The organism is Nonomuraea sp. NPDC049141 (assembly GCF_040648415.1).
Taxonomy (GTDB): Bacteria; Actinomycetota; Actinomycetes; order Streptosporangiales; family Streptosporangiaceae; genus Nonomuraea.
Genome location: NZ_JBEZDR010000023.1, coordinates 13,415 through 25,081 on the forward strand (window position 1 = coordinate 13,415; position 11,667 = coordinate 25,081).

Here is an 11,667-nt window from a genome sequence, read left to right on the forward strand (position 1 = left end):
CTGTGGGGCTTCATTACCCCCAGTTGCGAAGAAGGCCGCCATCGTCGCGCTGTTGGACCCCGGAGGGCGCCGCATGAATCGCCAGGTAAAGATCCTTTTGGTGGACGACAAGGACGAGAGTCTGGTCGCGCTGGAGGCCGTCTTACGCCCGCTCCAGCAGCAACTGTTCAAGGCCAGATCGGGGCAGGAGGCCATGAAGCTGATGCTCCGGCACGACTTCGCGGTGGTGCTGCTGGACGTGCTCATGCCCGGCATGGACGGATTCGAGACGGCGACCCACATCAAGCGGTTCGACCAGGCGCGTGACGTGCCCATCATCTTCCTGACCAGCACCGAGCCCGGATCCGACGTCGCGTTCCGGGGCTACGCCGTGGGCGCGGTCGACTACATCGCCAAGCCGTTCGATCCGTGGGTGGTGCGCTCCAAGGTCGCGGTCTTCATCGAGCTGTTCCGCAAGAACGCGATGCTGAGTGATCTCCTGCCGAACGCCACGGCGCTGTCGAGGAACGCGCAGGCGCTGTCCGGCTTCGCCGACCGCCTCGGCGCCGTCGAGGCGCGGCTCGACGAACTGGCGGACTCCTGCTCCGACGACGAGGGCTTGCGAGGCGCCGTCCAGGATCTGGTCGACCTGGTGGCGCACATGCAGGCGGCCTTCGACTCGGTTCGGCTGTGAGCGGCCTGGGGTAGGAGAGCTTTCGCGCACCTCGGCGAGCCTGAGTGCGTTGCGCGGTGTCTCCGTCGTACCTTTGGCATCATGGCCACCCGTACGCCGAAAAGCGCATCGAAGGGGCCGGCGAAGCGGTCGACCTCCGCCCGCTCGACCCCCGCCAAGCGCGGATCCAGCTCGACCGGGCGGCCGAGGGCGAAGGGGGCCACGTCGGCTCGTAAGCCGTCCTTGACTCACCCGGATCCGATCAGCTGGGTCTTCACGATGATCGGCAAACTGATCGTCGGACTCTGGATGCTGCTCGCCAACGGCATCGGCAGCACGGCGCGGGCACTCGGCAAGAACGCGCGCGACCTCGATCCCGCGCACCGGCGCGACGGGGTGGGCCTGTCCGTGCTCGCCGGCGCCATCGTGATGGCGGCGATGACCTGGCGCAGAGCCGACAGCGCGGTCTCCGGTGTGGTCAACGTCACCGTGCACAGCGTGTTCGGGTCGCTGGCGTGGGCGATCCCGCTGCTGCTCGGCCTGCTCGCCTGGCGCTACCTGCGCCACCCCGACCAGAACGCCGACACCGGACGGATGGTGATCGGGTGGAGCGCGCTGCTCGTCGGCGTGCTCGGCGTCATCCACGTGGCCAACGACACGCCCTACCCGGCGGGCACCGCCAACGACGGCATGGACCGGGTGTCGCAGGCGGGCGGCATCATCGGGTTCATCGTCTCGGCGCCGCCGATGAGCATCCTGCCGGCCTGGATCACGATCCCGCTGCTGCTGATCATGTCGGGCTTCGGCGTGCTGGTCATCACGGCCACGCCCGTCCACCGCATCCCGGAGCGGCTGTCCGAGCTCAAGCACCTGCTGTTCGAACGGCACGCGCCCGCCGATCAGGCGGCGGCGCCCGTCAGGAAGCGGCCCAGGGCCAAGAAGGCCGAGGTGGACGACAAGGGCGAGCTGATCAAGCCGTTCGACACGCCGGTGCTCTCCGAGCAGGACAAGCGCGCCGACCACTCGCCCGAGATCGTGCCCGGGCTGGTGGACGAGGAGGAGCCGCCGGCGTCGGTCAGGAAGCCCGAGCCGCCGGAGCCCACCCCCGCGCCCCGCAAGGTCGAGCAACTGGTGCTGTCGCCGCAGGCCGGGCCGTACAGCCTGCCTGATCTGCAGTTCCTCAAGCCGGGCAGCGCGCCCAAGCCGCAGACGAAGGCCAACACCATCGTCGTCAACGCGCTGACCAGCGTCCTTGAGCAGTTCATCATCGACGCGCAGGTGATCGGGTTCACCCGTGGCCCGACCGTGACCCGCTACGAGATCGAGCTGGGGCCCGCGGTCAAGGTGGAGAAGGTCACGGCGCTCACCAAGAACATCGCTTATGCCGTTAAATCGGCAGATGTCAGGATCTTGTCGCCGATTCCGGGGAAGTCGGCGATCGGGGTGGAGATCCCGAACGCGGACAAGGACCTGGTCTCCCTGGGTGACGTGCTGAACTCCAAGGTGGCCCAGGGCGACCACCACCCGATGATCGTGGGACTGGGCAAGGACGTCGAGGGGCGCACGATCGTGGCGAACCTCGCCAAGATGCCCCACCTGCTCATCGCGGGCGCCACCGGCGCCGGCAAGTCGGTCTGCGTCAACGGCCTGATCACCTCCATCCTGATGCGCGCCACGCCCGACGAGGTACGCATGGTGCTCGTCGACCCCAAGCGGGTGGAGCTGTCGGTCTACGAGGGCATCCCTCACCTGATCACGCCCATCATCACCAACCCGAAGAAGGCCGCGGAGGCCCTCGAATGGGTGGTGGGGGAGATGGACCGCCGCTACGACGACCTGGCCGCCAGCGGGTTCCGGCACGTCGACGAGTTCAACAAGGCCGTGCGGGCCGGGAAGCTGCAGCCGCCGCCGGGCAGCGAGCGGGTCTACCAGCCCTACCCGTACCTGCTGGTGATCGTCGACGAGCTGGCCGACCTGATGATGGTCGCCCCGCGTGACGTCGAGGACTCCATCGTGCGCATCACGCAGCTCGCCCGCGCGGCCGGCATCCACCTGGTCATCGCCACGCAGCGGCCGTCGGTCGACGTGGTCACCGGCCTGATCAAGGCGAACGTGCCCTCGCGGCTGGCGTTCGCCGTGTCGAGCCTCACCGACTCGCGGGTCATCCTCGACCAGCCCGGCGCCGACAAGCTCATCGGCCAGGGTGACGCGCTGTTCCTGCCGATGGGCGCCAGCAAGCCCATCCGGATCCAGAACGCGTTCGTGTCGGAGAAGGAGATCGCCGAGATCGTCACGCACTGCAAGACGCAGATGCAGGCCGAGTACCGCGACGACGTCGCCGCGGCGCCGGCCAAGCGGGAGATCGACGGTGACATCGGTGACGACCTCGACCTGCTCGTCCAGGCGGCCGAGCTGATCGTGACGACGCAGTTCGGCTCGACCTCGATGCTGCAGCGCAAGCTCCGCGTCGGCTTCGCCAAGGCGGGCCGGCTCATGGACCTGCTGGAAAGTCGCAACGTGGTCGGCCCCAGCGAGGGTTCGAAGGCTCGCGAAGTGATCGTGAAGCCTGACGAGCTCGCCGGTTTGCTCGCCGACTTGCGTGGCGAATGACCCCAATGCACGTTCGCCCGACGACTACTGATTGAATGTGAATCATTACAGAACGTCGTGGGGCGGAAGGCGCTTGCCATGCCGGAACAGAGCACAGGGGCCATGCTTGCTGAGGCCCGGCGGTCCGCCGGGCTGACAGTCACGCAACTGAGCGAGGCCACCCGCATTCGTGAGGCGATCATCTACGCGATCGAGCGTGACGACTTCTCACAGTGCGGTGGCGACTTCTACGCGCGGGGACACGTCCGGGCCGTAGCCAAGGCGGTCGGACTCGATCCCGTGGCGACCGTCCACTTCTATGACGAAGAACACAGCGGGGCGGCCACGCCCATCCGGGCCGCCGCCGTCTTCCAGGCCGAGCGCAAGATCAGGATCAACGAGCGGCGCGGCCTCAACTGGACGATGGCGCTGGGCGTCGCGCTGGCCATCGTCATGGTGTTCGGGGCGGTCAGGGTGCTCGGCGGCGGCACGTCGGACGAGGTGCGCACCGCCGACTCGCGCCTCGTGCCGCCGAACGCCCCGATCGGCGAGCGCGCTCCCAAAGCGTCACACGCCAAGGGGAAGACGGCCAAGGACGCCAAGGATAAAAAGGAAAAAATGGTCGTCGTCAAGGTGAAAGCCAAGCGCGCGTCCTACCTGAACGTCCGCGACGGCAAGGGACTCAACCTCTTCACCGGAACGTTGGCGGCGGGCAAGAGCTCGACCTGGAAGTCCGAGACCGGCGTCCATCTCGTGATCGGTGACGCGGGCGCCGTGTCGTTGCAGGTCAACGGCAAGGACCTGGGTCGTGCGGGTGCTCGCGGAGAGATGGTGACCCGCTCATTCGTGCCTCCCGCAGCTCAACCGAGGTAGCCCGTGCGCTCGGTGGTGGCCAACTCCCGATACCGTAGTGTTCACCATGTCATCCCGCCGAACCGCATCGCTGATCACTCTGGGCTGCGCGCGCAACGAGGTCGACTCCGAGGAGCTCGCCGCGCGTCTTGAGGCTGCCGGCTGGCAGCTGGGCGACGACGACCCCGATGTCGTCGTCGTCAACACGTGTGGCTTCATCGACTCGGCGAAGAAGGACTCCATCGACACGCTGCTGGCCGCGGCCGACACCGGGGCCAAGGTGGTCGCCGCCGGCTGCATGGCCGAGCGCTACGGCAACGAGCTCGCCGACGCTCTGCCCGAGGCCAGCGCGGTCATCTCCTTCGACGACTACACCGAGATCGGTGGCCGCCTCGACGACGTGCTCGCCGGCCGACCGCTCAAGCCGCACACCCCGCGAGACCGCCGCACCCTGCTGCCCATCTCGCCGGTGGATCGTGCCAGCGCGCCCAAAACCGCCATTCCCGGCCACGGCGACCTGCCCGAGGGGCTGGCTCCCGCCAGCGGGCCGCGCGTGCTGCGCAAACGGCTCGACGAGAGCCCGGTGGCCTCGCTCAAGCTGGCCTCCGGCTGCGACCGCCGCTGTACGTTCTGCGCCATCCCGGCCTTCCGTGGCGCCTACGTCTCGCGCGACCCCGAGGAGCTCCTGGCCGAGGCCGACTGGCTGGGCCACCGGGGCGTGCGCGAGCTCGTCCTCGTCAGTGAGAACTCCACGTCCTACGGCAAGGACCTGGGCGACCTGCGGGCGCTGGAGAAGCTGCTGCCGCAGCTGGCGGCCGTCGAGGGCATCGAGCGGGTGCGGGCCAGCTACCTGCAGCCGGCCGAGCTGCGCCCGGGGCTGATCGACGTGCTCGCCGGCACCGAAGGCATCGCCCCCTACTTCGATCTGTCCTTCCAGCACGCCAGCGGCACCGTCCTGCGCCGGATGCGCCGTTTCGGCGACCCTGAGCGCTTCCTGGGGCTGCTGGAGAGCATCCGCGCGGGCGCGCCGGAGGCGGGCGTGCGCTCCAACTTCATCGTCGGCTTCCCCGGTGAGACCGAGGAGGAGTTCGGTGAGCTGGTCGGGTTCCTGGAGCAGGCCAGGCTCGACGTGATCGGCGTGTTCGGCTACTCCGACGAGGACGGCACCGAGGCGGCCGGCTTCGCGGACAAGCTCGGCCAGGACGTCATCGACGATCGTGTGCGCGTGCTGACCGAGCTCGCGGAGGAGCTGACCGCGCAGCGCGCGGAGGAGCGCATCGGCACGGAGGTGGACGTGCTCATCGACGACGACCTGGGCGACGGCGGCTATGAGGGCCGGGCCGCCCACCAGGGTCCCGAGGTCGACGGGTCCGTCACGGTCCAGGGCATCGGCCTGGTCCGCGGTCAGATCGTGCGTGCGGTGGTGGTCGACGCCGAGGGGGTTGACCTGATCGCGCGCATCAAGGCCGGTCCATGACCAAGGACGAGCGCCGCGTGGTGAGCCCGTGGAACATCGCCAACGTCCTCACGGTCCTGCGGTTGGTGCTCGTCCCCTTCTTCGTCGTCTGCCTCTTCCTGCCCGGCATGGGCTGGCGCCTGGGCGCGCTGGCGGTGTTCGGCGTGGCCTCGCTCACCGACCATCTGGACGGCGAGCTGGCCAGACGCTACGGGCTGATCACCGATTTCGGGAAGATCGCCGACCCGATCGCCGACAAGGCGCTGACCGGCGCGGCGCTGGTGTCCCTGTCGATCCTCGGCGAGCTGCCGTGGTGGGTGACGGGCACCATCGTGGGGCGCGAGCTGGGCATCACGGCGCTGCGATTCGTGCTGCTCAGGCACGCGGTCATCCCGGCCAGCTATGGCGGCAAGGTCAAGACCGTGCTGCAGATCGCGGCCATCGTTCTCTACATCCTGCCCGGCGAGTTCGACCCGGTCCGCTGGGTGGTGATGGGCGCGGCCCTGGTCGTCACGGTGGCCACGGGCGTCGACTACGTGGTGCGTGCCATCAAGCTACGGCAGGTGGCCAGGCGGGCGCGCGGGGAGTGATCATGGTTGGGGCGGCGGAGGTTCTCTCCTTGCTCGTACGGCGGGCCGCCACGCTCGCCGTGGCCGAGTCGTTGACCGGGGGGCTCATCGGGGCGACGTTCACCTCGGTCTCAGGGGCTTCCCAGTCGTTCAGGGGCGGGGTCATCTCCTACGCCACCGATTTGAAGCACCGGCTGCTGGCCGTGCCGGAGGAGTTGCTGCGGCGGGAAGGGGCCGTGCACCCGGAGGTGGCGGCGGCGATGGCGACGGGGGTCGCGCGGCTGTGCGAGGCGACATACGGCCTGGCGGTGACCGGTGTGGCGGGTCCGGAGCCGCAGGACGGAAAGCCCGTCGGCACCGTGCATGTGGCCGTCAGCGGACCGGGAGATCAAATTTGGCAGAGACCGTTGAGGCTAGAGGGGTCTCGCGAACGTATCAGGGTAGAGACGGTGGACGAGGCTATCGATCTACTGGCAAGTGTGCTGAAGGGGAACAATGGGGAACATACCGGGTGATTACCGTGTTACGTCCCGAGCGAACATCCGAGGCACGGTCTGACGCGGTGTCGGTTGATACGGGTACGGTGGAGCTGTGAGTGAGGTCCGTGAGCCATCTGCAAGCACCGAGCGCCCGGCAGGCGGGCCTAACGAGTCACGTGACGAACCTTCACGTAACGAGCTTTCGCGAAGTGATCCTTCGCGAAAGGAGCCGTTGCGCAATGAAGGCAGAGCGGCGGGGCAGGGGCGGAGACGCCCGATGATGACGGCGAGGAGCATGTACGAGCCGAAGAAGAAGAACGGACGGCACGATCCGACCGCGCGGGGCGTGGTGGTGAAGCCATCCACGCCGGGGAGGGAGCGACAGATGATTCTGCTGCGTCAGCTGCTCGGCGACGTGCTGAGGCGGTTGAGGGTGCGGCAGGGACGCACTCTTCGCGAGGTGTCCACGCTGGCGCGTGTCTCGCTCGGCTACCTGTCCGAGGTCGAGCGTGGTCAGAAGGAGGCGTCATCGGAGCTGCTGGCGTCCATCTGTGGCGCCCTCGGGGTTCCCCTGTCGCAGGTGTTGCGTGAGGTGTCCGACCAGTTCGCGCTGGCGGAGCTCCAGGCCACTCCTGTGCTTGCCGACGCGCCGGAGCACGAGCGCATCCCCCTTGCCGAGACGGTGCCCGGGTCGATCTCCGACTCCGTGTTCCCCGAAGTCAAGGACATGGTGGCCGCCTAACGCGGTTGGCAGTCACCACACCACAGGACGAGTCGTTCCTGTGGCTGTGCTCCCATCTCCCCGCGACTGATGCGCGTTCCGCATCGGCGGCAGGGGCGACCTGCCCTGCCGTACACCCACGTCTGGCCGCCAGGACGGCGGTCGCCGGTGGTCACTGTGGCGGCGTGCGTCCTGTTCGCTGCCAGGAGCCGCTGGGCGAGCCTGACGAGCCCGTCCAGGTCCTCGATATCGCCGACCTTCCGCCATGGCCAGATGCCGCGCAGGAAGAGTGTCTCGGCGCGATAGATGGTGCCGAGCCCGGCGAGATTGCGCTGATCGAGCAGCGCCTCCCCGATCGTCCGGTCCGGCGCCGCGCGCAGGCGGCGCACTGCCTCGTCCGGATCCCAGTCGTCGCCGAGCAGGTCGGGCCCCAGGTGCCCCACGACGCGGTCCTCGTCGGCGGTCCTCAGCAGGTCCACCACCCCCAGCCGCACGCCCACCGCCTGCCACTGTTCGTTGGCCAGCACCAGCCTCACCTGGTCGCCGGGGGCGGTGCGACGGCCCGCGGGCAGCACCCGCCAGCTCCCGTCCATCCGCAGGTGCGTGTGCACGGTCAGGCCGCCCTCGACCCGGGTGAGCAGGTGCTTGCCGCGTGACAGGCTCGCGAGGACCGTCCGGCCGCTGAGGTCGGCCGTGGCGTGCCGGGGTACACGGAAGTCCGAACGGGTGAGAACCCGGCCGTCCAGGGCGCTCCGGAGCCGCGCGGCCGTACGGTAGACGGCATCTCCTTCGGGCATGCCCCCAGTTTAAGAACCGGCGCCGGCCACGCGGGCGCCGGTCAGTCCCCGGGCGCGGGCCACGCGGGCCCGGCGCGCGCCGGGTCAGTCCCAGGCGGCGGGGTCGGCGGCGAGCTGGCGGACGCGGTCGGGGAGCGCGCCGCTGGCCACCTGGTCCAGCGTGACCTCCTCGAGGATGGCGCGTTCGGTGGCCCGCAGGGCGATCCACACCTGCTGCAGCGACTCGGCCGGGCCCCGGTAGCCGACGTGCTCGGGGCGCTCGCCGCGGACGTTGGCCAGTGGGCCGTCGACCGCCCTGATGACGTCGGCGAGCGAGATCTCGGCGGCGGCCCTGGCCAGGACGTAGCCGCCTTCCGGACCGCGCTGACCACGGACGAGACCGGCGCGGCGCATCTGCAGCAGAATGTTCTCAAGGTATTTGGGGGGCATGTCCTGCTCTTTGGCGAGCTCGCCCACGGTGGTCGGGCCGGCGCCGGCCGCGGCGAGTTCGGCGGCAGCACGGAGGGCGTAGTCGACACGAGCGGAAAGGCGCATGTTGTTGATTATCCCTCCTGGTCAACAGTGGTTAGGCGCAAGGTCGCCAGAATGGACAGGTCATCCGGGCGCGGGCCTGCGCGGACACCGCGGACAGTCCTTTACCGTTTCAGTACGTGATCGCTCCGCTCGCGCGGGGGTTGGTCGTGAGGCATCCTCGGGTTCACCTGCGGTGATAAGCAAGGTCCAGGGCGCTAAACTTCCAACAACCTTTTCGATTTGACGGTGGGATTCAGCGTGGAGCGACGCCCTGGTGTGCCCAGACTGCTCAGGGAGATCAACGACCGGGCGGCGTTGGAGTTGTTACTGGCCACCGGCCCGATGACACGGGGGCAGATCGGCGATCGGACCGGGTTGTCCAAGGTCACCGCCTCCCAGACGCTGTCCAGGCTGGAGGAGCGCGGGCTGGTCGAGGTCGTCGGCACGCAGGCCGGCGGGCGCGGCCCCAACGCGGCGCTCTACTCCGTGATCCCCTCCAGCGCGTACGTGGCCGGGCTCGAGGTGGGGCCCGAGCTGATCTCCGCGGCCGTCGCCGACATCCACGGCCAGACGATCGCCGAGGTCACGGTCGATCCCACCGACCTCGACGACCCGGTCTCGGTGGTGCACGGCGCCATCATGAAGGCCTGCCGCAGCGCCAAGATCAGCATCGGCCGGCTGCGCGGCGTGGTCATCGGCACCCCCGGCGTGGTCGATCCGCGCAGCGGCGACGTGCGCTTCTCGTTCGACCTGCCCGGCTGGCACGAGGGCATCCACGAGGCACTCGCCGGTGACCTCAAACGCGAGGTGACGATCGAGAACGACGTCAACCTGGCCGCGATCGCCGAGCGTGCCGACGGCGCCGCCCAGGGACTCGACGACTTCGTGCTGCTGTGGTCCAGCCGCGGCCTCGGTCTCGCGGTGATGCTCGGCGGCAAGCTCCACCGGGGCCGTGCGGGCAGCGCGGGTGAGATCGGCTATCTGCCGGTGCCCGGCGTGCCACTGCCCGAGGACATCCGCAATGAACCGGGCCGGCTGCCCTCGCTCGCGGGCGGTCTGCAGTCGCTGGTCAGCGCCGAGGCCGTGTGCGAGCTCGCGAGGGGCTACGGGTTCGCGGCCGAGAGCGCCGGGCAGTGCGTGAAGGTCGCCGTGGCGGCCGGAGCCGAGGGCGAGCCGTTGCTCGACGAGATCGCGCACCGGCTCGCGCTCGGCGTGGCCGCGGTCTGCGTGATCCTGGACCCCGGCCTGGTCGTGCTGGCGGGCGAGGTGGGCCAGGCCGGCGGCACCGCGCTCACCACCCGGGTGGAGGAGGCCGTGGCCCGCATCTGCCCGGTTCGCCCCCAGGTCGTCACCACCACGATCACGGACAAGAACCCGGTGTTGCGCGGCGCGGTCCTCGCGGCCCTGGACCAGGCCCGCGAGGCACTCCTCAAGCCGTGAGCCGCCGCCTCGGGCCGCGACAAACTCCCCTCAACCCGCGACAAACTCCCCTCAACCCGTGACAGCTCCGCTCAACCCGTGACAGCTCTGCTTAAGCCGTGAGCAGCTCGATGGCCGCCTGGGCGTTCGCCCGGGCCGCGCCGTACGTCGCGATGTAGGCGGCGCTGTCCGGCCGCCAGATCGGCAGCCCCATCTCGATCACCGTCGCGTCGGGCCGGGCCGCCACCAGGGCCGAGACCAGCTCACGGCTGGCCTCGTTGCGGTGCGCGTCCTTGACCACCACGACCAGCGACCGGTCCGTGGCCTTGGCCAGCAGCACCGGCACGTCCGCGTCCGCGGGCTTCACCCGGATGATCTCGGCCTGGGGCAGCCACGGCCCCACGCCCCAGGGCACGTCGCCGACGGCGATCGTCGGCGGCGTGTCCACCTCGATCACCAGCGGCTCGACCAGCGGCTCCGGCGCGCCTGTGAGCCGCACCGCGCGCCTGGCGGCGTGCAGGCCGACCCCGTTCTGCTCGGCCGAGGGCGAAGCGGCCGAGCCGAACCACGCGCGCAGCGCCGCCAGCCTGGCCGCCGCCTCCTCCAGCCGGGCCGCGGGCAGCCGCCCATCCCGTACGGCGGCGACGATCTCGTCGATGATGTGCCGCACGTCGTCGTAGGTGGGCAACGGCCCGAGGCAGATCAGGTCCGAGCCCGCGGCCAGCGAGAGCACGGCGCCACCGGCCAGCCCGACGCTCTTGGTGATCGCGTGCATGTCCATCGCGTCGGTGATGACCGCGCCGTCGTACCCGAGCTCGCCCCTGAGCAGCTCGGTCAGCGCGGCGGGCGACAGCGTGGCCGGTGTCCGGCCGGTCAGGGAGGGCACCGCCACGTGCGCGGTCATGATCGACTTGGTCCCCGCGGCGATCGCCGCCCGGAACGGCGCCAGCTCGCGAGCGCGCAGCACGTCGAGCGTGACGTCCACGACGGGTATGGCCAGGTGCGAGTCGACCCGGGTGGCGCCGTGGCCGGGGAAGTGCTTGACGCAGGCGGCCACGTTCACCGACTGCAGGCCCTGAACGGCGGCCACCGTGTGCCTGGCCACCAGCGCGGGATCGTCGCCGAACGACCTGGTGCCGATCACCGGGTTGTCGGCCTCGGTGTTGACGTCGGCGTCGGGCGCCATGTCCAGGTTGATGCCGCAGGCGGCCAGCTCCGAGCCGATCGCCCGGTAGACCCGGTGCGTCAGCTCGGTGTCGTCCACCGCGCCCAGCGCCGCGTTGCCCGGGTACGGGCTGCCGACGTGGTAGGCCAGGCGGGTCACGTCGCCGCCCTCCTCGTCCAGCGAGATGACCGGCTCGCCGGCCGCGCGGAGGGAGGCGGTCAGCGACCGCAACCGGTCAGGGTCGGCGACGTTGAAGCCGAAGAAGGTGACGCCTCCCAGGCCGTTCTCGAGCTCGCGCAGCACCCAGTCGGGCGCGGTGGTGCCCTGGAAGGCGACGAGCAGCGTGCCGGCCGCGAGGCGGCGCAGCCCCCGATCACTCTGACTCATGGCTCCTCATCACAGGAAAGTTGGGCACGGTCAGGACGGCACGCGCCTACGCGAGCCGTACGAGATCC

General features: G+C 69.9%; 11 protein-coding genes. 8 read left to right on the plus strand and 3 right to left on the minus strand.

Features of this window, described 5'->3' with window-relative positions:
• Positions 1-73 precede the first annotated feature (73 nt).
• The 7 genes from AB0B91_RS48280 to AB0B91_RS48310 all read left to right on the plus strand — a co-directional run bounded on the left by AB0B91_RS48280 (position 74) and on the right by AB0B91_RS48310 (position 7,339).
• Positions 74-673: a response regulator gene (locus AB0B91_RS48280; protein ID WP_358336133.1), complete on the plus strand. Its 600-nt coding sequence runs from the start codon at positions 74-76 to the stop codon at positions 671-673.
• 81 nt (positions 674-754) lie between these two features.
• Positions 755-3,262, plus strand: coding sequence for a DNA translocase FtsK 4TM domain-containing protein (locus AB0B91_RS48285; protein WP_358336136.1), 2,508 nt, complete (start codon positions 755-757; stop codon positions 3,260-3,262).
• Positions 3,263-3,340: 78 nt separating this feature from the next.
• The gene (locus AB0B91_RS48290; RefSeq protein WP_358336139.1) at positions 3,341-4,114 is read left to right on the plus strand and encodes a helix-turn-helix domain-containing protein; all 774 of its coding nucleotides are present in this window, start codon (positions 3,341-3,343) and stop codon (positions 4,112-4,114) included.
• A 46-nt stretch (positions 4,115-4,160) separates the two neighbouring features.
• On the plus strand, positions 4,161-5,570 hold the full coding sequence (rimO, locus tag AB0B91_RS48295; protein WP_358336142.1) for a 30S ribosomal protein S12 methylthiotransferase RimO: 1,410 nt from the start codon (positions 4,161-4,163) through the stop codon (positions 5,568-5,570).
• Entirely contained in the window at positions 5,567-6,139 is a 573-nt protein-coding gene (pgsA, locus tag AB0B91_RS48300) for a CDP-diacylglycerol--glycerol-3-phosphate 3-phosphatidyltransferase (protein WP_358336146.1), read from the plus strand. Before rimO ends, pgsA begins: the two co-directional genes overlap by 4 nt.
• A 2-nt stretch (positions 6,140-6,141) precedes the next feature.
• Positions 6,142-6,633 carry a nicotinamide-nucleotide amidohydrolase family protein gene (locus AB0B91_RS48305; protein WP_358336149.1) on the plus strand — a complete coding sequence of 164 codons (492 nt, stop codon included), beginning with the start codon at positions 6,142-6,144 and terminating at the stop codon, positions 6,631-6,633.
• Positions 6,634-6,982: 349 nt separating this feature from the next.
• Entirely contained in the window at positions 6,983-7,339 is a 357-nt protein-coding gene (locus tag AB0B91_RS48310; RefSeq protein WP_214638529.1) for a helix-turn-helix transcriptional regulator, read from the plus strand.
• Here AB0B91_RS48310 and AB0B91_RS48315 read toward each other — a convergent pair.
• Positions 7,336-8,115: a DNA-formamidopyrimidine glycosylase family protein gene (locus AB0B91_RS48315; RefSeq protein ID WP_358336152.1), complete on the minus strand. Its 780-nt coding sequence runs from the start codon at positions 8,113-8,115 to the stop codon at positions 7,336-7,338. The genes AB0B91_RS48310 and AB0B91_RS48315 overlap by 4 nt on opposite strands.
• An 84-nt stretch (positions 8,116-8,199) precedes the next feature.
• Positions 8,200-8,649 carry an Rrf2 family transcriptional regulator gene (locus AB0B91_RS48320; RefSeq protein ID WP_214638527.1) on the minus strand — a complete coding sequence of 150 codons (450 nt, stop codon included), beginning with the start codon at positions 8,647-8,649 and terminating at the stop codon, positions 8,200-8,202.
• A 237-nt stretch (positions 8,650-8,886) separates the two neighbouring features.
• Between AB0B91_RS48320 and AB0B91_RS48325 the strand changes: the two genes are divergently transcribed.
• The gene (locus AB0B91_RS48325; RefSeq protein WP_358336155.1) at positions 8,887-10,068 is read left to right on the plus strand and encodes an ROK family transcriptional regulator; all 1,182 of its coding nucleotides are present in this window, start codon (positions 8,887-8,889) and stop codon (positions 10,066-10,068) included.
• A gap of 91 nt (positions 10,069-10,159) precedes the next feature.
• Here the strand turns inward: AB0B91_RS48325 and AB0B91_RS48330 are convergent, their stop codons facing one another.
• On the minus strand, positions 10,160-11,599 hold the full coding sequence (locus AB0B91_RS48330) for a glycoside hydrolase family 3 protein (protein ID WP_358336158.1): 1,440 nt from the start codon (positions 11,597-11,599) through the stop codon (positions 10,160-10,162).
• Positions 11,600-11,667: the final 68 nt, after the last annotated feature.